General features: G+C 60.5%; 13 protein-coding genes. 6 read left to right on the plus strand and 7 right to left on the minus strand.

Translation table 11 applies throughout. From position 1 onward, the window contains the following. Nucleotides 1-2 precede the first annotated feature (2 nt). The 4 genes from ACUIAG_RS07100 (at nt 3) to ACUIAG_RS07115 (ending at nt 4,579) form a co-directional block, all read left to right on the plus strand. On the plus strand, nt 3-1,382 hold the full coding sequence (locus ACUIAG_RS07100) for an ABC transporter substrate-binding protein (protein WP_313839839.1): 1,380 nt from the start codon (nt 3-5) through the stop codon (nt 1,380-1,382). 190 nt (nt 1,383-1,572) lie between these two features. Further along, the gene (locus ACUIAG_RS07105) at nt 1,573-2,439 is read left to right on the plus strand and encodes a carbohydrate ABC transporter permease (protein WP_396176806.1); all 867 of its coding nucleotides are present in this window, start codon (nt 1,573-1,575) and stop codon (nt 2,437-2,439) included. Continuing rightward, nucleotides 2,436-3,320, plus strand: a complete 885-nt coding sequence (locus ACUIAG_RS07110; protein ID WP_445339486.1) for a carbohydrate ABC transporter permease — start codon at nt 2,436-2,438, stop codon at nt 3,318-3,320. The genes ACUIAG_RS07105 and ACUIAG_RS07110 overlap by 4 nt, the downstream gene beginning before the upstream one ends. Nucleotides 3,321-3,454: 134 nt before the next feature. Then, nucleotides 3,455-4,579 (plus strand): LacI family DNA-binding transcriptional regulator, encoded by a 1,125-nt coding sequence (locus ACUIAG_RS07115; RefSeq protein ID WP_445339487.1) that lies wholly within the window; start codon nt 3,455-3,457, stop codon nt 4,577-4,579. A gap of 119 nt (nt 4,580-4,698) precedes the next feature. Here ACUIAG_RS07115 and ACUIAG_RS07120 read toward each other — a convergent pair whose 3' ends face one another. From ACUIAG_RS07120 to ACUIAG_RS07150, 7 genes are all read right to left on the minus strand, one after another. Further along, nucleotides 4,699-5,541, minus strand: coding sequence for a formate/nitrite transporter family protein (locus tag ACUIAG_RS07120; RefSeq protein ID WP_445339488.1), 843 nt, complete (start codon nt 5,539-5,541; stop codon nt 4,699-4,701). A gap of 121 nt (nt 5,542-5,662) precedes the next feature. Continuing rightward, entirely contained in the window at nt 5,663-8,500 is a 2,838-nt protein-coding gene (locus tag ACUIAG_RS07125; protein WP_445339489.1) for an ABC transporter ATP-binding protein/permease, read from the minus strand. Between the two features lie 95 nt (nt 8,501-8,595). After that, nucleotides 8,596-12,054 carry an FtsX-like permease family protein gene (locus tag ACUIAG_RS07130; RefSeq protein WP_445339490.1) on the minus strand — a complete coding sequence of 1,153 codons (3,459 nt, stop codon included), beginning with the start codon at nt 12,052-12,054 and terminating at the stop codon, nt 8,596-8,598. A gap of 2 nt (nt 12,055-12,056) precedes the next feature. Then, on the minus strand, nt 12,057-12,758 hold the full coding sequence (locus ACUIAG_RS07135) for an ABC transporter ATP-binding protein (RefSeq protein WP_045923831.1): 702 nt from the start codon (nt 12,756-12,758) through the stop codon (nt 12,057-12,059). Nucleotides 12,759-12,921: 163 nt separating this feature from the next. Beyond that, on the minus strand, nt 12,922-14,373 hold the full coding sequence (locus ACUIAG_RS07140; protein WP_445339491.1) for an ABC transporter ATP-binding protein: 1,452 nt from the start codon (nt 14,371-14,373) through the stop codon (nt 12,922-12,924). Further along, nucleotides 14,351-15,049: an energy-coupling factor transporter transmembrane component T gene (locus tag ACUIAG_RS07145; RefSeq protein WP_445339492.1), complete on the minus strand. Its 699-nt coding sequence runs from the start codon at nt 15,047-15,049 to the stop codon at nt 14,351-14,353. Before ACUIAG_RS07145 ends, ACUIAG_RS07140 begins: the two co-directional genes overlap by 23 nt. Beyond that, nucleotides 15,046-15,654: an MptD family putative ECF transporter S component gene (locus tag ACUIAG_RS07150; protein ID WP_045923763.1), complete on the minus strand. Its 609-nt coding sequence runs from the start codon at nt 15,652-15,654 to the stop codon at nt 15,046-15,048. Before ACUIAG_RS07150 ends, ACUIAG_RS07145 begins: the two co-directional genes overlap by 4 nt. Before the next feature lie 258 nt (nt 15,655-15,912). Between ACUIAG_RS07150 and ACUIAG_RS07155 the strand changes: the two genes are divergently transcribed. Both ACUIAG_RS07155 and ACUIAG_RS07160 read left to right on the plus strand, forming a co-directional pair. Further along, the gene (locus ACUIAG_RS07155) at nt 15,913-17,754 is read left to right on the plus strand and encodes an ATP-binding cassette domain-containing protein (protein ID WP_445339493.1); all 1,842 of its coding nucleotides are present in this window, start codon (nt 15,913-15,915) and stop codon (nt 17,752-17,754) included. Further along, nucleotides 17,738-19,489, plus strand: coding sequence for an amino acid ABC transporter ATP-binding/permease protein (locus ACUIAG_RS07160; RefSeq protein ID WP_445339494.1), 1,752 nt, complete (start codon nt 17,738-17,740; stop codon nt 19,487-19,489). The genes ACUIAG_RS07155 and ACUIAG_RS07160 overlap by 17 nt, the downstream gene beginning before the upstream one ends. Nucleotides 19,490-20,087: the final 598 nt, after the last annotated feature.

The following is a 20,087-nucleotide window of genomic DNA, read 5'->3' on the forward strand; positions in this document are numbered from 1 at the left end:
CAATGAAGTTGATCCAGTGGAAGATCGATTCATCACGAAAGACCGTTCGAGCTTTGGCTGGTCTGGTGATTGCTGCGGGTTTGTGCGTGGGCACTTTAGCCGGATGCGGCAATCCGACTGCTAGCAGTGATGATACTGACACCAAGGCGTCCGGCTACTGGCCGGAGGCGAGTGCCAGGCTGGACGGTGTGACCTTGAAGTTCTGGAGCTCGCCCCAAGCTAACAATATTCCGGTTCAGGTGGTCAAGGATTTCCGGAAAGCTACGGGTGCCAAGGTTGATGTAGTTACCATTCCGGAAGTCTATGAAAACAACTCACAGACCAAGATCACGACTGGCGATACTCCTGACCTGGCTTTTTGGCAGCCGACCAGATCCATGTTGACCGGTCTGGTTTCCCAAGGCAAGCTGCAGAAACTCGACAATGCCCCCTTTGAGAAGAATTACAAGAAGGGGATAGACGACGAGGCTGGACTCTACAAGAACAACAGATATGCGATTATGGTGAGCGCCCCTGCGACTATGGGCGTCTATTACAACAAGGATGTCTTCAAGGCTGCAGGGCTTGAGGCGGTACCCAAGAACTGGAACGAATTGGTGGCGGCTGCCCAGAAAATCAAGGATGCCAATATCCCCGGCGTGGATTCGCCACTCTTCGAAATGGGCGGTTCCCAATGGGGTACGCAGTGGGCTGTCCAGGTCCAATTGGCCGAAGCTGCAAAAGGGGGTCTATGGGACCGTGTGAACCAGGGCAAGGATAAATTCACCGGCAAGGACATCATGGAAGCGATAACCAACTACCAGGACCTCTTCAAGAAGGGGCTCTACAATGCAGATGCCGGCTCAGCCAAGGACACCGCCCAGGAGAAGGCCCTGTGGGACGGGAAGACCGGGATGATCTTCGGTAATGCCAGTCAATTCTTCGCCGTAGCAGCTTTGGCCAACCACGACAAGAGCGCTCTGGATAAGAAGATCGGGTACTTCCCCGTGTCGAAGGATGGCAACTATACCACTGTTATTCCTGATGGCTCCAACGCAGTTGTGGCCTTCAAAAGCGGGGACAGCAAGCGCGAGGCAGCATCCAGACAGTTCCTCAATTTCTGGATGACTGATGGCTACAAGGCTTTCATCAAGCAGCAGAACATCATTTCGGTTCTGAAGAACGTCGATTCGCCGAACACTGTGCCTCAGGCCACCCTGGACGCGGCACAGTCCATTCAGCACAGCGTCGGTTCCATGCAGCTCCTAGCTCTGGCAAATCCTGATCTCTATGTCAACCTGGCCAGCATGGTCAATGGAACCATGACGCCGGAACAGGTCGCCCAGACCACACAGGATCAGTTCGCACAGGTAGCCAAGGCCCAGGGAGTGAAGGGCTTCTAAGGAAAGCAGCGGCCGGGGGATGGGTAATTCCTCCGGCCGTTCTTTCTGGATTTCATACGCATGAATTTAATAATCACATCGGAAGAAAGGACCTCTTATGTCTGATGCGCTCACTGCGGGTCCTGCTGCAAAAGGCCGGAAACGCTTGGGTAGGAACCGATCCCTTGGTTCCCATAGCCAAACCGCGGTTATGAAAAAGAATTACCCGCTTCGGTTCCTGGTTCCAGCAGGTGCTGTTCTGCTGGTTTTCTTCTTCGTTCCTACGGTTCTGAATTTCATCTATGCCTTTACTGACTGGTCTGCCTTTAAGACGACCATTTCCTTCAATGGTTTCGACAACTTCATGAGCCTCTTTAAAAACGGGATACTACTCCGGGATTTGCGAACCACAATGGTTTTCGCTCTCTGCGTCGCCTTTTTCCAGAATACGTTTGGTCTGATTCTGGCTGTTTTTCTTGAAAAAGACACGACTGAAAACCGCATCGCCCGGGTGCTCTTCTTCATTCCTGTGCTCATGTCGGCCCTCGCTGTGGGATATGTCTGGCAGGCCGTCCTTCAGGCCAATGGCGCCTTGGACCAGATACTGAGCTTTGTTGCCGGGAGGACTATTAGCACAGCCTGGCTGGGAAGCACCACCTGGTCAATTGTCATAGTGTCCGCAATCCAGGGTTGGAAATGGGCCGGCCTGGCCATGCTCATTTACCTGTCCGGGCTCAAAACCATCAATGAAGATGTCCTTGAGGCAGCAGAAATCGATGGAGCCAATTCCTGGCAGATTTTCTGGAAGATCAAATTCCCGCTCTTAGCTCCGGCCGTGACTTTCAATGTGGCCACCTCCCTCCTTGGCTCAATGAATGGGTTCGACACCGTGCAGGCTACAACAGCAGGTGGCCCTGGCGGCTCCACTGAGATCCTCAACCTCTTCGTCTGGAGAACCTTTGGCCAGGGTCTGTATTCACAGTCGACGATGATGAGCCTCCTGCTCTTTGTCGTCGTGATGATTATCGCCATTCCTTTGATTTGGTACCTTCGCAGAAGAGAGGCCAAGATACTATGAGTAATGCGAGTTTTGAACCCGTCACCACCAATTCTGGCGTGCATGCTGCCGGACACAAGGGAGCTCTGGGCAAGAGGGTGCTTCACACTGTTCTCCTGGTCTTCCTAGTTGTGGTTTGCCTAGGGGTGCCTTTCTACCTGCTGGTCATAACGGCGGGTAAGGATCAGGCTGAGGCCCTAAGACTGTCTTTGGCGTTGCCAACCAAGTGGCATCTCTTTGAAAACTTCGGCATCGTCCTCGCTCAGGGCAAGATGATTCCGGCATTCTTCGGTTCTCTCCTGGTGACGCTTCCCTCTGTGGTGGTGGCCTTGATCTTCGGCTCCATGGCTTCATGGATTTTGGCTCGACGAGCCACCAAGGCCATGGCTCTGGTATATGCCCTATGCATATCTGGACTGATTCTGCCGCCGGCCGTGGTTACGGTCATGCTGCTTTTGAAGATGATTGGTTTGGCGGGAACCGCCATCGGCATGATTTGCGTCTATGTGGGGATCTACCTTTCGACGGTCATCTTCTTCGTCACCGGGTTCATTCGCACCATCCCGATCTCCTTAGAGGAAGCTGCTCGAATCGACGGAGCCAAGCCTATGAGGGTCTTCTTTACCATCGTTCTGCCCCTCCTAGGGCCCACAATGGCTTCGGCGACCATCCTGCTCATTCTGTATATATGGAATGATGTCTTCTATGCCCTCTTTATCCTCTCGGGCAAGATGGACACCCTCCCGCTGAACCTCTACAACGTGGCTAATGCTGGACTCTATCTGAATAATTGGCATTACATCTTTGCTTACATTATTCTGATGAGCCTGCCCTTGCTGATTATCTTCGCTGTGGCGCAGAAGAAGATCATCTCAGGGATAACCGGCGGGGCGGTGAAGTGAAGTAGCTCGGTGTATGAAAGACCACACCTTCCTATTGTGACACAATCGGATAGGGTGATTGATGGTTTTGCGTCGGCCGCCCGGCAGCCTGTAATGGGCTTGCCGGGCGTCTGCGTGTGGAAGGATGGTTGCATATGGCTGCGGGGAGAAAACGGGCTCCATCCATCAAGGATGTGGCAAGAAAGGCCGGTGTTTCCGTTTCCACGGTTTCCCGATACCTCAATGGTGGCCGTAACCTGAGCGAGGGCAAACGCAAGGTCATAGCTGAGGCTGTCGAGGATTTGAATTACCGACCCAATACCATTGCCAGAGCCCTGGTGTCCAATGAATTTCAGTCCATCGCGGTTATCGCTACGGATATATCCCTATACGGATCCATGCAGCTGTTGCAGGGGATCGAACTGGCTGCACGCCGACGGCATTATCTGGTCACAGTGACCTTGGTTGGCAATGGTCATGAGAAGGTCAAGGAGACCGTAGATCAGCTCATCCAGAACAGACCGGTCGGATGCATCATCCTGGACGTGGAGCGTTCCAGTCTCTTGCACTCTTTCGCCGGATATATTGCGCGATCGCTACCCACCGTAATCGTGGATGAAGCTGACCTGGCTTCGGGGAGCCTGCGGATAGGCGCCTATGAAGGCGGATACCAGATCACCAAGTACCTACTGAGACTGGGGCATAAAACCGTTTTCCATGTGTCCATTCCCGAAGATGACAAAAAATTTACGCGATGCTTGGGTTGGCGGCGTGCTCTGGAAGAGGCAGGGGCTCCTATCGAGGAACCCTTGTCCTGCACCTGGGATTTCCGGAAGGCGGAGCAGATTGGACGCTACCTGTGCTCCTTTCCGGAGATCACAGCCATTTTCGCTGGCAACGATGAGGTGGCCGCAGGTGTCATACGAGGCATTCTTCTCGAGGGCAAGAAGGTTCCGGATGATGTCAGTGTTGCCGGTTTCGATGGCAACCCCATCGGTGAAGTGACCGTCCCAAGCATTACGACCTGGCGGCAGAACTTCCAGGGGATAGGAGCCAAGGCTGTTGAACGCTTGGCTCATTGGCCTGACAGTGATGACCAGACGGCTGCCAAGGGAGACAGGGGTGACGAGGGAGATAACGGGACCCGCAAGGCGAGTGAAGAGGAGGAGCTGGACCTTGATCAGCTGCAGCAGAGCCGCGCAATGGGGGATGAGCAGATATCGTCACGACTGATGATTCGGGAGTCCACGGCTCCGCCACGGTCAGGGCAAGGCCGATGAAGATCGGTTATGGCAACAATTGACGGTCCAACCAATCCTGGACTTGGACCAGCCGATGGTCCGGATCATGGTACTGCCCCAGGTAACAATGGTTCACCCACTATATATAGAGGTGTGCATCAGGCCTTGAACCGGCGCTCGTCGTTCATGGTGGCGAAGTTCAGGCCGATCAGAATGCCGCCGCCTATGTAGTTGCCCAGCATGGCTACTAGGACCACCAAGATCGCCTTCCAGGCGTTGACCCGCCCGAAGACGCCCAGGATGAGGAAGAGGGCCGAATCCGCTATCGAGTGCTCGAATCCGCAGAAGGCGAAGACGAAGACGGCCACGACCATGATGATGCACTTGGTGAAGTCGTTGGAAAGCTTGCCGTTGTAGACCATGAGCATGGCGATGTTGATGCAGAAGTTACACAGGATGCCGCGCACGAACAGGTCAGCGAAGCCCATGGGACCGCCGGAGACGTAGCCGGTCTTGGTCGCCGCGGCCGCCAGCATCTGGTCCAGGGTGGGGCCGCTGACGATGGTTGAGAAGCGCAGGATGACGGCCACGATCAGGGCTCCGGCCAGATTGCCCAGAAGGCAGAGGACCAGGATCCGCAGGGAGGCCAGCCAGCCCAGGCGCTTGTGATAGGCGCCTATGGTGACCACCATCATGTTGGAGGTCAGCAGTTCGGAGTTGGTGTAGTAGATCAGGACCAAGGCCCAGCCGAAGGTGGTCGCCGCCAGGACCCGGCCTGACAGGATCAGGCCGTGGTCTGCGGGGTTCTGGCCGGCCTGGCCCATGATGACGAAGTAGGCCGTGAAGAAGATACCCACAAAGAGGCCGGCCATGGTGGCTCGCTGCATGTACTTGCCGGTCAGGGCGCCGCTCATGGTCTTCTTGCTCTCGACCACGTCCAGGACGGTGCTGATGAAGGCCCGCCCGGGGAAGAGGGGCTGCCGTTTCTGTTGATCTGTCATCTGATTGGATTGCTCATTCACGGGGTTCATTATGGCATTCCCGAGTAAAGAGGGACCGCCCCCAAGGCCCGACTGTGCGGGAATTCACTTCTTTGCCAGTGTCACCCAGTGTCGCTCAGCCTCACTCGGTGCGCAGGGCGGTGGCGGGATCCTGCTTGGCCGCCTTCCGTGAGGGGATCAGGCCGCCGATCAGGGTCAGGACCACGCTCAGGATAACCAGGGCCACGCCGCCCGATGCAGGCAGGGCCGCGTTCACCTCGGTGGTCCCCATGAAGTGGTGCATGATGCTGTTGGCCGGAATGATCAGCAGCAGGGTGATGCCCACTCCCAGCAGACCTGCCAGAAGTCCGATGAGGCCGGTCTCGGCGTTGAAGACGTTGGAGACGTTTCGCTTGGAGGCGCCCATGGCGCGCAGGATGCCGATCTCCTTGGTCCGCTCCAGAACCGATATGTAGGTGATGATGCCGATCATGATGGAGGAGACCACCAGCGAGACCCCGACGAAGGCTATCAGCACGTAGGTGATGACGTTGATGATGGTGGTGACTGAATTCATCATCAGGCCCACGTAGTCGGTATAGACGATCCTGTTCTTCTCCGCGGCCTTGTCGTTGTAGTGCTTGATGGAGTCGCCCACGGAATTCTTGTTCTCGAAGCTGTCCGTGTAGATGCTGATGCGGGAGGGGGCGTCCCGGGAGATCAGGCCGAAGTCGCTCAGGTTGTCGGCGTAGGTGCCGGTGGAGACATACTGGTTGTAGATGGCGACCAGGGCGTCCTGCGGGGCGGTGGCGATGTACTGGTCGAAGGCCTGGGCCGTCTGCTGTTCGGCAGAGGCCCCCGTGGGGATCCCCGCAGAACCTTGGGCTCTCGCAGCGGCTCCGGCCCGGCCCTGACCCAGACCTTGGGCATCCTGGCCGGCCATGGCTGCCGAGCCCTTCATGATCTCCTGGGCCATGCTGGCCTTCTGGCTGACGCCCAGGGATGCGATGTAGGCCTTGGCGTCGTTGGCCTTGGCGGCATCGTCGGCAGGGGCGAAGGCCATCCCGTTGAGGACGCTATGGCCCTGGTCAGCCTGCTGGTCGGTGACGATGGGGCTGGTCTTGGCCTGGTCAATCAGGTAGTCGGTCAGCTGGCGGGTATACCCGACGCCGACCTTGAGTGGCGTGGCCTTGGCCCCCTGGTTGGGGCGGACGATGCCGACGATGTGCAGCTGCAGGCCCTGGTCGGCGGCCTTGGTCATCTGGTCGGTGTTGTCGCCGATGTAGTGATAGTGGCCGTCGGTCCCCTTGGCATACTGGTCAGCAGCGGGCACCAGGGAGAGTTTCTGGTCCATGGCCTTGGCGTATTCGATGGGCTTGGTGTCTACCTTGACCTCCTGGCCGCTGTTGAGCTTGTTCATCATGTCGGTGTACTGGCTGGAGGGGAGGATGCCCAGCTTGTAGAGGCTGGTGACAGGCATCTGATTGTTCTTGTCCAGCACCAGGACCACCTGATCCTTGGCCTTGGGCCAGGTGCCGTTCACCACCTGGTAGTTGTCGGTCACCACCTTGCTGATGGTGGTCTTGGCATCGGCCCCCGGCATGATCTCGCCGAAGATCTCCGGGGCCTTGTTCTTCTCGGTCTTGCCGGTCAGGTAGGACATCTGCATGGACTGGATGTCGCCCATGTCGCTGTCGGTGTTGGCCGTGGCCATCTGGCTGGCGGTGGAGCTGGCGTCGTCCTGCCCGTTCATGGTCACCTTGTCCGCAGAGACCAGCTTGCCGTCCGGATCGTGTCCGAAGACCGAGAACTTGGTGGCATAGGAGTATTGGATACCGACGGATCCCACGTACTGGTGGATTTCACTCTTGGGATTGTCCAAGTATTTTTTGAAGTCTGTCAGGTTGTTCTGGGTGATGCTGCTGGTCAGGCTGGAGGCCCCCTTGACGCTGGAGTCGTCCGGCTGAATGGCCTTGAGATCCTTGTGGGCCTTGGCCTCCTTCTGGGTTTCCTGGGCGGAGTCCACTATCTTGTTCAGGTCGAAGGACTGTTCCTGAATGGTGATGGGGTAGGAGGTCATGGTCTCCCGCTGTATTCTGTCGATGTAACGGTTGACCCCGGTGGACACCGACAGGATCAGGGCGATGCCGATGATGCCGATGGACCCAGCGAAGGATGTCAGGGCTGTCCGGGCCTTCTTGGTCCGAAGATTGTTGAAGCTCAGCGACAGGGAGGTCAGCAGCCCCATGGAGGCCTTGCCGAAGGTGCGGTGGCGGGCCCGGCGGATGGGCACCTGGTCGTCGGGCAGGGGGTCGGAGTCGCTGATGACCGAACCGTCGTGCAGCTCCACGATCCTGGTGGCGTACTGGTGGGCCAGCTCGGGGTTGTGGGTGACCATGACCACCAGCCGGTCCTGGGCCACCTCCTTGAGCAGCTCCATGATCTGGATGGAGGTCTCGGAGTCCAGGGCTCCGGTGGGCTCGTCGGCCAGGAGGATGCGAGGGTTGTTGACCAGGGCCCTGGCGATGGCCACCCGCTGCATCTGCCCGCCCGAGAGCTGGTTGGGCCGCTTGTTCACGTGCTGGCCCAGCCCCACCTGCTCCAGGGCCTGCCTGGCCCGTTCGCGCCGCTCCTGCCGATGCACGCCCGAGATGGTCAGAGCCAGCTCCACGTTGGACAGGATGCTCTGGTGGGGGATCAGGTTGTAGCTCTGGAAGACGAAGCCCACGGTGTGGTTGCGGTAGGAGTCCCAGTCCCGGTCCTTGTATTTCTTTGTGGAGGTGCCGTTGATGATCAGGTCGCCCTGGTCGTAGCGGTCCAGCCCGCCGATGATGTTGAGCAGGGTGGTCTTGCCGGAGCCGGAGGGGCCCAGGATGGCCACGAACTCGTTGTCGCGCAGGTTGACGCTGACATCGTTCAAGGCCTGCTGGACGAAGTCCCCCGTTTTGTACTGTTTGGAGATGTGTTCGATCTGCAGCACCGTCGTCCTCCGCTTTCTGGGTTCTCAATGGCATGGACTTATGGACTCTTGGAGTGCCAGCTTACGCCATCAGCATGGGTAAATGCCGATATGGCCTAGTCCACCGACTTGAGGGCCTCCAGCATGTCCACATGCTTGAGCTTGTTGTTGACCATCCAGCCCAGCCCGGCGGTGATGACCGTAATCATGACCAGGGGCACGACGAAGGCCACCCAGCTGATGGAGGGGTCAAAGAGGACGTTGTCCGGCGGGACGGTGGTGATGATGTAGTGGTGCAGCCAGGCCCCGAACCCGTACCCGGCCAGGACGCCGATGGCCGAAAGGAGGATGGTTTCCCGGTAGATGTACATGGTCACCTCGCGGTCGTAGAAGCCCAGCACCTTGATGGTGCTCAGCTCGCGGATCCGCTCCTCCACGTTCAGGTTGGTCAGGTTGTAGAGGATGACCAGGGCCAGCAGGGTGGCCACGATGATCAGCACCTGCATGATCATGTTCAGGGACCTGACCACGGTGTCGATCTGGCTCATCAGGGTCGTGTTCTGCACCACCCCCTGGATCCCGTCGATCCGCATGAAGGAGGCGGCCTGCCTTCTGGTGTTCGCCGCGCTGGAGTCCTTGAAGGTGACCAGATGGGCGTTGGGCGAGAAGTCTTGGTGGAAGACGGTCCTGTAGGCCGATGGGCTCATGAAGACGAAGTGCCCCAGGTACATCTCGCAGATGCCGTCCACCCGCATGGTCCTGTCCCTGCCGCCTGAATCCTGCAGGGTGATCCTGTCGCCGACTTTCGTCCCTGTCAGCTGGGCGATCCGTTCGGAGAGAATCACGCCGTCGCCCTCGAGACTCAGGGGCTTGTGCCCGGACCGGGTGTCCATGCGGATGAAGTCGTCCAGGTGTTCGGCGCTGGCCGGCGCGATCATGGTGATGGACTGCTTGTCGGCGTTGTGGCCGGCTGTCTTGCTCATCTCCTCGTAGCGCACGTTCAGGGAGCGGCTCACATCGGGCTTTTCCAGCCGTTTTTTGATGGATTGCCGCTGGTCGGATGTGGCCTGGCTGTTCTCGGCGGCAATCAGGTCGTAGCGGATCACCTGGCCGAACTGGTGCTCGTTGATGGCGGAGATGGACCCCTGCACGCCGAAACCGGCCATCAGGAGGGCCACCGATCCGCAGACACCGAAGATGGTCATCAGCATACGTTGCTTGTAGCGGAAGATGTTCCGGGCGGTGACCTTGTGGGTGAAGCTGAGCCGGTTCCAGATCAGGGGTATGCGCTCCAGGAAGATCTTCGATCCGGCGCTGGGCGGCTTGGGCAGGAGGAGGGCCGACGGCTTCTCGCGCAGCTCCCGCCAAGCGCTCAGGAAGGCGGGGACCACGGCGCTCAGGAAGGCCAGCAGGCAGGCCAGAAGGGTGATGGGCAGGTGGAAGCCGTAGCGGATGGGCGGCATGTCGAAGGCGTGGACATAGGCCTGGTAGACGATCCAGGGCAGGAGGGTGTGGCCGGCGATGATGCCCAGGAGGGCGCCCAGGGCCGAAGCCGCTCCGCCGTAGACCAGGAACTTGGCCATGACATCCCGGTCCCTGTAGCCCAGGGCCTTGAGCGTTCCGGCGTTGATCCGCTCCTCGTCCACAAAGCGCGTCATGGTCGTGAAGGTGACCAGGGCTGCCACCAGATACATGAAGTAGGGGAAGACCTTGGCCAGCGAGTCCACGATGAATGAGACGGAGGCGTAGACCTTGTAGCCCTCCGAACCGGGCGCCTCACGACGAGAGTCCAGGGCGTAGACCGGCTTTTCCAGCCGGCTCAGCTGGTCGGCCGCCTTGTTCAGCTTCTTCTGGGAGTCGTCGATCCTCTTCTGGGCGTCCGGGCTCTCCCTCTTGAACTTGTCCAGTTTGGTCCGGTATTCAGCGGTTTTCTGATCCAGGGTGGCCTGGGCCTGGTCGATCTGCCCCTGGGCCGAGGCGCGGCTGCCAGCCAGCTGCTGCCGGGCCTGGGCTAGCTTGGCTCTGCCCTGGGCCAGCTGTGCTGAGCCCTGATCAAGTTGGGCCTTGCCCTGGGCCAGTTGGCGCTCGCCTTCCTCCACCTTGGCTCTTGCCTGGGTCAGCTCCCGGCGCTTTGCGTCCAGGGTCTGCTGGTTGGCTGCCACCTGGGCCATGCCGGGGGTGTATTGGTTGGTCATGAAGGCATCGCGGCCCGCCTTGGCCTTGGCTGCCAGGGCATCGATCTGCGGCGACTGCCGGTTGAGCTCGGCCAGTTGGGCCTGGAGCCCGGTCTTTCGGCGGTTGAGCTCCTCCTGCTGCTGGGGGGTCAGCCCGGGGGCGGCCAGCTGGGCGTCGATGGTCTGAATGAGGCCGGTGACCTGTGCGATGCCCTGCCTGCATTGCTTCTGCGCTGCCTGGGCCTGGACTACAGCTTGGTCGGCCTGGGCCTTGCCGCCCTCCAGCTGCTGGCGGGAACCATCAAGCTTGGCCTGTCCCTGGTCGATGGCCTGCTGTCCCTGATCGGCCTGCTGCCTGCCCTGGGCCACCTGGTTGGCGGAGGACTGGTACTGCTTCTGCTTTCGGGCCAGCTCAGCCGAGCTCAGATCCACCTCCTGCTGTCCCTGGTCGATGGCCGCCTGGGCCTGCACCGTCTTGGCGGCCAGTTGGTTCTTGGCGGACTGGATGCCCTGGGCACCCTGGTCCAGATCCTTCCTGGCCTGGTCCAGCTGCTGCCGGTTCCCTTCGAGCTCCTGTCTTGACTGATCCACCTGGTCCTGCCCCTGGTCCAGCTTCTGCTTCAGGGGGGCCTTGATGGCGTTCAGCCTCGCTGTGGGGCGGCCTGACAGGATCTTGTTTAGATCGTCCTTGTGGGTCTGCAGGGCCTGGATGTACTGGTCGGAATAGTGGTCCCTGATCCGGTCCAGGTCCTTGAAGGTCAGGCGGGCGATCATGTACTCGTCCGAGTCGAAGGCCCCGGGCGTGGTCACTGCGTAGGAGTCCAGGGATCCGGATCCGGCTGTGGAGGGGCCCATGTTGACCTTGCTCAGGATCTCGGTCGACCTGACCGTGCCCACCACGCGCAGCTTGTGGTGCCTCAAGACCTTCCTGCCCAGCTGGTCGGCCTTCTCAACCACCTGGATGCTGCTGCCGATGGGGTGGCTCCCGGCCAGGGCCGTGTCGACCGCTATCTGGTCGGGTCTGGTCGGCATGGATCCGTCGACCAGCTCATAGGTGGAGATCCTGTCGGGGGCGGAGTAGATGCGCAGGCTCTTGTCGGTGCCCTTGAGCACCACATCCTTCAGATATCCGTATTCGATTCCTGAGTTGCCGGGGGCGGTGTCGATGGCATCCTGATCCTCCTGGTCCAGCCCGTAGCTGCTGATGACCATCAGGTCGGCCAGATGGTGGTCGGACAGGTAGGCGTTGCCGGCCTGCCGCATGTCCGGCCCGGTCACGCTCAGCCCGACCAGGGCGAAGGAGCCCAGCGCCACCAGGCATACGATGGAGATGAACCGTCCCAGGGACTTGCGCAGGGAGACCCGGATGTCGTGCCAGAGCACCCTCCTGACAGGCTGCATCCTCACCACTCCACGTTTTCAATGTCTTCGGGGCTGTCATTGGTCTGCACGGCCTGGACCCGGGCGTCATGCATGCGGATGACCCTGTCGGCGATGGGGGCGATGGCCGCGTTGTGGGTGACGATGACCACGGTGGCGCCCTTCTTGCGGCACTGGTCCTGGAGGATGCGCAGCACCTGCTTGCCGGTCCGGTAGTCCAGGGCTCCGGTGGGTTCGTCACAGAGCAGGATCTTGGGGTTCTTGGCCACGGCCCGCGCGATGGCCACACGCTGCTGCTCGCCGCCGGAAAGCTGGGCGGGGAAGTTGTCGATCCGGTCGCCCAGGCCCACGTCGACCAGGGTCTGGACAGGGTCGGCGGCATCGTCCACGATCTCCGAGGCCAGCTCCACGTTCTCCCTGGCGGTCAGGTTGGCCACCAGATTGTAGAACTGGAAGACGAAGCCCACGTCGTAGCGACGGTATGTGGTCAGCTGCCGGGCGTCGTAGCCGGCGATGTCCTTCCCGTCCACGATCACCTGGCCCTCGTTGCAGGTGTCCATGCCGCCCAGAATGTTCAGCACGGTCGATTTGCCAGCCCCCGAGGCGCCGAGGATGACCACCAGCTCGCCCTTCTCGATGGAGAAGGTGACCTCATTGTTGGCCACGATGGTCGTCTCGCCGGTCACATACCGTTTCGTCTCTCCGATGACGTCGATATAGCCCATCATGCCCTCTCGTAACCCTGGCTGTGCGGCGGGGCCGTCCGACGCGAGGGACGCCCCCTGATGCTCTTTTCCCCACTACTGTATACGTTCGCGGGGTCCGGAGCACAGGAGAACCGCCTGCCGGGAGGCGTCATGTTCACCGACCCTGCAAGGGCTCGGAGGTTCAGAGGGCTTGCAGGAGGTTGCCCAGTTTCCGGCTGTCCCTGACCGGTCTGCCCTGGCGGAAGGTGATGAACCGCTGGCAGGTCTGGGCCAGGAACTCCTGGTCGTGCGAGATGACGACCACCATGACCCCCAGGGAGCGCATGTAGCGGATCATCCCGGTCACCTGATTCATATGGAGCAGGTCCAGGCCGCTGGTGGGCTCGTCCAGAACCACCAGGCGCTTGCCCGACAGAATGGCGGCCGCGATGGCCACCCGCTGCTTTTCCCCGCCGGAGAGGGTGTTGGGGTGTCGGCCCAGGAGCCGCTCCAGGTCCAGCTTTCGTGCCACCTCTTCGAAGAGGTCGGTCCGTTTGGCTCCAAGGAGCATCTCGCCCTCCACGGTCTCGCTGAAGAGCTGGTAGTTGACATCCTGAAAGACCATGTAGGAGTCCTCGACGCGCTCCCTGGCGGTCTGCTTGGTCCCATTCAGGCTGATTTCCGACCTGTCGCCAGGCTTGAGCAGTCCGGTCAGGACCGAGGCGAAGGTGCTCTTGCCGGCGCCGTTGCGACCGATGATGCCGGTGATGTCATCGCTGGACAGGGTCAGGTCGTCCACATCCAAGGCAGGAGGTTGGTCGTGATGGTAGGCATAGGTCAGGTTCCTGACCCGGAGCAGGTCGGGGGTCCTGTCATCGATGACCCTGGCAGGTGTGCTCGCATTCTCGGTCGCATCCAGGTCCAGGGCCCGCAGCCCCATGGCCTGGCGACTCGGACCATCCAGTCCCCTCATGGCGGCCGGGGACAGGTGCTCCGCCAGTCTGCCGTCCTTCATGACCAGGAAGTCGTCGGCCAGGCCGTCCAGGTAGTAGAGGCGGTGCTCGATCAGGACCATGGTCAGGCCCCGGTCCTTCAAGCGGCCCAGGATCTGCGCCAGGCTGGCCACCGCTTCGACGTCCAGATTGCCTGAGGGCTCGTCCAGGACCAGGATCTGCGGATCCATCATGCAGGAGGAGGCGATGGCGATCATCTGCTTCTCGCCTCCAGACAGGGAGAAAATGTCCCGGTCCATAAGCGGGGCGATGCCGAAGAGATCGGCCACCTGGTCTATGCGCTCCCGGATGGCCTCTGGCTGGACACCAGTGTTCTCCAGGGGAAAGGCCAGCTCGCTGCGGACGTCGGTGGTGAAGAACTGGGTCTTGGGGTTCTGGAAGACCGATCCCACCTGCTCCGAAAGCCGGTAGATGGGCCGGGCCGTGGTGGGTTCGCCCCCTATCAGGCACTCTCCCTCCAGCTTGCCCTCGTAGAGTTCGGGAATCAGGCCGTTGATGACCCTGGACAGGGTGGTCTTGCCGCATCCGCTCGGTCCGGTGACCACGGTCAGCCTTCCCTGGCCCATCCGGCAGGAGACCTCTTGGAGGGATGGTTTGCTGGCGCCCTCGTAGGTGAAGCTAAGCCTGGAACATTGCAACATAGGCTCCACATCCCATAAGGACCAGGCCCAGGGTGCACATGAGCGCATCCAGTCCGGTGAAGGCAATCCGTTGGATGGAGGTCTTGGGACCGGGGTCGCCGATCCCCCTGGTCAGGGCGGCCGAGGTCAGGTCGGAGGCCACGTTGGTGGCGTTGTTGAGCAGGGGAACGTAGATGTACTCCATGGTTCGCATCGGATGCCGGACCATGTCGCCCGTGGTGACCGCGATCCCCCTGAATTTCATGGCCCGTCTGATCTGGGCGTAGTCGTGCCTGACGGTCGGGAAGAAGCGGAAGAGCACGCTGACGGGGATGACCAGCCACTGGGGGGCGTGGATCTTGCGCAGCAGGTAGACCAGCTCCGAGACCTTGGTGGTGCCCATCATGAAGGCCGCCACCAGTACCAGGGGCAGGACCCTGCCCACGCCGACGAAGAGGAAGAGCAGGTAATGCCCCGGCAGGTTCTCGGGAAAGACCATGGCCAGGGAGGCGCCCAGGGCGAAGACCAGGCAGACCAGAAGCCAGGCCTGGCCCTTCCTGATCCTGCCCACGATGACCTGGAAGCTGCAGAAGTAGATGTTGATGGCCAGAACCAGCGGAGTGGGCAGGGTGACGAAAATCAGGGCGTTGGCGAAGATGACCAGCAGGAATCTGGTGTAGATGGAGATGGGCCTCATTGCTTGGCGGGTATCCGGTTGAAATGCCGGTCGACGATCTTGGCGCCTATCCATGCCCCAAGCAGGGCGCCTACCAGGGTGGCCAGGATGCAGACCAGGAAGGTGGCTCCGGTGATGGGCGCGAAGACCCCGTCGATGTACTCCTGGCTCTTGCCGCGGCGGACCAGGCTGGCCACATAGGCGTCCTTCATGAACCAGAGGGGCAGAACTGGGCCGGTGCAGCCGAAGGTGAGGATGACATAGCTCAGGTAGCGGGCCAGGTTGGGACGGCTCTCCCCGAGCGAGGACTGAACCAGGTCAGCCAGCAGGCCGCAGAAGGCGTAGGGGATGAAGGAGAGGGCGAAGTGGCCGAAAACCAGCAGGAAGAGGCCCATGATGACGCCGACGATGGTGATGGCCCCGAACCTGGGCACCCGGCGGATCATCAGCATGTAGACCGGGCCGGAGACCAGCCCCACCACAGCGGGGATGAAGAGGGAGGACAGGCCGGGCATGACCAGGCCAGCCAGGAAGACGGTGATGAAGTTGCCCACCGCCATGCTGACGAAGTAGAGGGCCGTGAAAATGCCGACGTTGACCAGGTCTTTTGTCTTCAGTGCTTTCATAAAGGATCGCTCCCATCTGGGTGGCGGTCGCTCGGCCCTAGGCCATATCCGCCGATTTCAGGTTGTGCCGTCAAGTTTAGGAGGGCCGGGAGGGAAAGTAAATGATATTTTTTTATGTCTCTTGCCGGTGCTTCACAATCAGGGTATTGCCTGGCGCGCGAGGATTTTGTTAGTGTCCACTGAGAGGAGCGTATCAGAAAGGCGGCACGGAGGACAGGCATGATCAGCAAGCGACTACTTCATCTACCGGGAGCCAGGATGGGCGCCAGCCTCCTGCTGGCCCTCCTGCAGACGATCGGCGCGTTGGCGGAGGTCCTCCTCCTGCCGGTGGCCATCACGGCCGTGGGCCGTTCCCTTGGCCTGCCTGTCCCTCATGCCCTTGCCTGGGTGCCTGGTCGGCCCGGACCCTTGGCGGCGCTGATAGGCGTGCTGATTCTGGTTCGGCTCCTGACCCAGGCGGTCGCCAAGTCCGTCAGCGCCCGGCTGGCTGATGGGATGGGCAAGGCGCTCTCCCGGGCCCTGTACCTGTCTGTGTTCGACCCCAATGCGCAGAAGGACGACCTGGGCGTTCCGGCGCAGACCCTGGCCAGGCTTTCGACCGAGGGGGTCAAGTCGGTCGTCTCATATTTTACGGCCTACATTCCGGCCTTGGTCCAGACCGCCTTGATGCTGGTCGTGACTCTGGTCGTCCTTCTGCCCGTCAGTCCATTGGCTGCGGCAATCGTCGTGATCGGCATGGTGGCTCTGCCCCTGGCCTCCAAGCCCACTATGGGCGAGAACATCAAGGTGCAGCTGGGCCAGCTGCGCAAGTATGACAAGGTCGGCGTCCACTTCGAGCATGCCCTGAGGGGGCTCAACACCTTGAAGATCTTCGGGGCAGACCAGCGGCAGGCTGACGATCTGGCCGAGGAGTCCGAAGGATTCCGCCGGATAACCATGGGGGTCCTTGGCGGGCAGCTGCGCTCGTTGATCAAGGCCGACGTGGTCATCTACACCAGCCTCATTCTGGCGGTGGCAGCCACGGTCCTGATTGGGCAGGACGGGCCCTCTCGAGTGCTGTCCTGCCTGGTTGTCGCCCTGGCTGGGGTCCGGCTCTTTGCACCTGAGCGCCAGCTGGTCTACATGATGCATTCCGGCATGGTCGCCATCAAGCAGGGCAAGGCCATCGACGATATTCTCCAAGCGCGGCAGGGGGGCGACGAGAAGTCGGCGGCTCCAGGGACGACTCCTGAGTCACGCAAGAGTACGGGTTCGGAGACGGCTCCGGAAGCGAGTCTCGAAACTTCTGAGGAAGCAGTTCGGGAGTCTGACTTGGAATCCGCTTCGAAGCAGGCGGATCAGGCGGATATGTCTGGCGATGATTCGCTAGGCATCAGCGCTCGCGATTTGACCTACACCTATCCTGACGGCTTCCAGGCCCTGACCGATCTGAACTTCGTCCTGCCTGCCAAGGGACATGTGGGCCTGGTCGGCGCTTCGGGCTCCGGCAAGAGCACCTTGGCGGGCCTGCTGTCCGGGCGCCTTCAGGGGTATGCCGGAGAGCTGACCATTGGTGGGCGCCAAATCAGCGACCTGTCGCGCGAGGATCTGGTCGGCCTGCAGACTGTGGTTCGGGGAACCGATCACCTCTTCACCGGGACCATCAGGTCGAATCTGGACCCGGCCGGACTGGGCTACTCGGATTGGGAGCTGCAGGATGCGCTGGACCAGGTCGGCCTGACCGGTCTTGTCCAAAGCAAGGGCGGACTGGACGCTCCTATCGACCCCGAGGGAGGCAACCTATCCGGAGGGCAGCGGCAGCGCCTGTCCATTGCCCGCGGGCTCCTGCGGCGTTCCCCCGTCTATATCTTCGATGAGGCCACCAGCGCCGTGGACCGCGAGCATGACGCTACACTGGCTGCTCTGATGGATGCGCTGGGCAAGGAGTCCCTGGTCCTGACCATCACCCACCGCTTGGCCGGGGTCCGCAATGCCGATTCCATTCTCTTCTTGCAGGGGGGCCGTCTGGCGGAGTGTGGCGGTTTCCGTGAGCTGGTGGATGCCGGGGGCGGATTCGCGGCCCAGTGGAAGGAGCAGGCTCAGTATGAGGACGGGGAGTGAAGACATGCAGCAGCAGACGACGAGCAACCTGGCGATGATGCGCCGCATGGCCCGGCTGATGAAGCCTCTGGCTGGTACGGAGGGCAAGGCCATCCTCTGCGGCAGCCTGGGCCATCTCTTTGCTGTCTGGAGCATGATGGCAGCCGCTGCGGCTCTGATCGGCCTGGTCGCGGACTGGCCGCCGCTGAATGGCCAGTGGGTCGTCTGGGCCCTGGTGGCGGTTCTGACTGCTCTCAGCAGAGGGGTTATGGCCTATGGAGAGCAGTACTACAACCATGAGATGGCCTTCAGTATGCTCCGCGACATCCGCACGACGGTCTTCGACAAGATGCGGTCCCTGGCCCCGGCCGGCCTGCGTGACCAGGCGCGCGGAGACATGGTGACGGTGATCACCAACGACATCGAGCTGCTGGAGATTTTCTACGCACACACCCTTTCGCCCATCGCTATCGCCTTGGTGACCTCCCTGGTCAACCTGGCCCTGCTCACCTGGCTCTCGCCCTGGATGGGCCTGGCCGCCCTGATCTCCTACCTGATCGTCGGTCTGCTCATCCCCATTCTGAGCGCTAGGCCTACCTTCAAGGTGGCCATGCAGGAGCGGACGGCCCAAGCCGATTTACACTCTCTGCTTCTGGAGACCCTTCAGGGCCGCACCGAACTAGCGGGGTTGGGAGCTCTGGGGAATACCCGCCGCCGGGTGGGAGCCGCTACGGACCAGATGCTGGATGCCAGGGGGCGCACCTCTGGGCGGACCATTGCCAACGATATGGTCACCAACGTGGTCACTCTGATCTGCGCTGGAGTCTTCACACTGATGGCCTGCCATCTAGGTTCGGCAGGGTTGGTGGATCCTGCCCGGGGAATGATCGGACTGGTCGGCTTCCTCTCCTCCTTTGCCCCCTTGATACCTGTGGCCCGGCTAGGCGCTGGCCTGCAGCCTACGCTGGCGGCTGCCCGGCGGGTTTTCTCGCTTCTGGACAAGGAGCCGCCTGTGCGCGAGGTGGAGTCCGATCATGGGAATTCGTTGACAGAATTCACAGGAGAGGAGGCTAGGGCGGTCTCCTTCTCCTACTCGGGCAAGACTGACTCGGGTAAGGATGACTCAGGTGAACATGGCGGCCGGACTTCGGTTTTGGAGGGTCTGGATCTTTCCATCAAGCCTGGCGAACTGATTGGCATTCAAGGCGCCAACGGGGTCGGCAAGTCCACTCTGATCGACCTGCTGATGAGGTTCCAAGAGCGCAGTGGCGGGGACCTGACCGTCTCTGGCCTGCCTATCGAGACCATCCGCACCGCCGATCTGCGTGCTCAGCAGACTCTGGTGAGCCAGGACACCTATATATTCAGTCTCACCTTGGCTGACAATATCGCCCTGGCCCGGCCTGATGCCAACAGGGAGGGTATTGAGCAGGCAGCCCATGATGCCTGCCTGGACGATCTGATCGACCAGCTGCCCGACGGCTTGGATCATCTGCTTGCCGATAATGGCTCGGACCTGTCCGAAGGGCAGCGGCAGCGGGTGGCCTTGGCTCGTGCCTTTTTGAGCTCGGCGCCATTCATGCTTTTGGATGAGCCCACCAGTAATATGGATGCTCTCTTGGAGGGTCGGGTTCTGACCAGGCTGATCGAGCGGAAAGGCGACCGCACCTGCCTGATCGTCTCCCACAGGCCCTCGGTCCTTGCCCGGGTTGACCGTCTGCTGACACTGCAGGACGGAAGACTAGTCTCTGGCTGAACATCCGTATAAAGAATGAGATGTAATTGATAGTGCCGGGTCGAATTGCTGCTCGCAGCTATGATGCTGTCGACACAATTCAAACCTGGCACATTTCAATGAAAGATTCTGGGCGCGAATTCTTTCTGCCGACTCCGCAAATGGGGAGCGTAGTTGGAGTCAGTTCGGAGAAAAGTGGCTCAGCAAAACAGGTGTCTACTCTCACCCGGGGTGGTGATATCTCCGTAAGCTTCCCCCACAAGCATGGTTCATGGACTCTAGCTGTCTTAGAACAGTTGGAAAAAGGAAGGTTCCTTTCGGCAGAGTTGAGGTAATTCAGTCCATCAGCACAGTTGTCGCTTTACTGATTTGCTTTGTTGATTAATAGGTGGGAGCCAGCTTTTCCGGTCAGATTGGCATGGGCGCCAGCAGCCAAGGACATAGCCTTAGGCAACTTACTTGGCCGAACCTGTGATTAGTGGATTCCCGGCAGGGCGTTGCCTTTTCGATATCTTGAAGCTCCTATCAACGGTCTAGCTGTCTACTTTGGTTCCTTATCTGCGAATTATGGATGTCTGCCGCCTTGCGTTCAACATTATGTGTTTCGTAGTTAAACAGC

The sequence above is a fragment of the Bifidobacterium sp. ESL0825 genome (assembly GCF_052606465.1).

What these genes read in the sequence shown, in the direction of transcription:
- ACUIAG_RS07100 (WP_313839839.1), top strand. Translation starts at nt 3, where the DNA reads ATGAAGTTGATCCAGTGGAAGATCGATTCATCACGAAAGACCGTTCGA.
- ACUIAG_RS07105 (WP_396176806.1), top strand. Translation starts at nt 1,573, where the DNA reads ATGAAAAAGAATTACCCGCTTCGGTTCCTGGTTCCAGCAGGTGCTGTT.
- ACUIAG_RS07110 (WP_445339486.1), top strand. Translation starts at nt 2,436, where the DNA reads ATGAGTAATGCGAGTTTTGAACCCGTCACCACCAATTCTGGCGTGCAT.
- ACUIAG_RS07115 (WP_445339487.1), top strand. Translation starts at nt 3,455, where the DNA reads ATGGCTGCGGGGAGAAAACGGGCTCCATCCATCAAGGATGTGGCAAGA.
- ACUIAG_RS07120 (WP_445339488.1), bottom strand. Translation starts at nt 5,541, where the DNA reads ATGACAGATCAACAGAAACGGCAGCCCCTCTTCCCCGGGCGGGCCTTC.
- ACUIAG_RS07130 (WP_445339490.1), bottom strand. Translation starts at nt 12,054, where the DNA reads ATGCAGCCTGTCAGGAGGGTGCTCTGGCACGACATCCGGGTCTCCCTG.
- ACUIAG_RS07135 (WP_045923831.1), bottom strand. Translation starts at nt 12,758, where the DNA reads ATGGGCTATATCGACGTCATCGGAGAGACGAAACGGTATGTGACCGGC.
- ACUIAG_RS07140 (WP_445339491.1), bottom strand. Translation starts at nt 14,373, where the DNA reads ATGTTGCAATGTTCCAGGCTTAGCTTCACCTACGAGGGCGCCAGCAAA.
- ACUIAG_RS07145 (WP_445339492.1), bottom strand. Translation starts at nt 15,049, where the DNA reads ATGAGGCCCATCTCCATCTACACCAGATTCCTGCTGGTCATCTTCGCC.
- ACUIAG_RS07150 (WP_045923763.1), bottom strand. Translation starts at nt 15,654, where the DNA reads ATGAAAGCACTGAAGACAAAAGACCTGGTCAACGTCGGCATTTTCACG.
- ACUIAG_RS07155 (WP_445339493.1), top strand. Translation starts at nt 15,913, where the DNA reads ATGGGCGCCAGCCTCCTGCTGGCCCTCCTGCAGACGATCGGCGCGTTG.
- ACUIAG_RS07160 (WP_445339494.1), top strand. Translation starts at nt 17,738, where the DNA reads ATGAGGACGGGGAGTGAAGACATGCAGCAGCAGACGACGAGCAACCTG.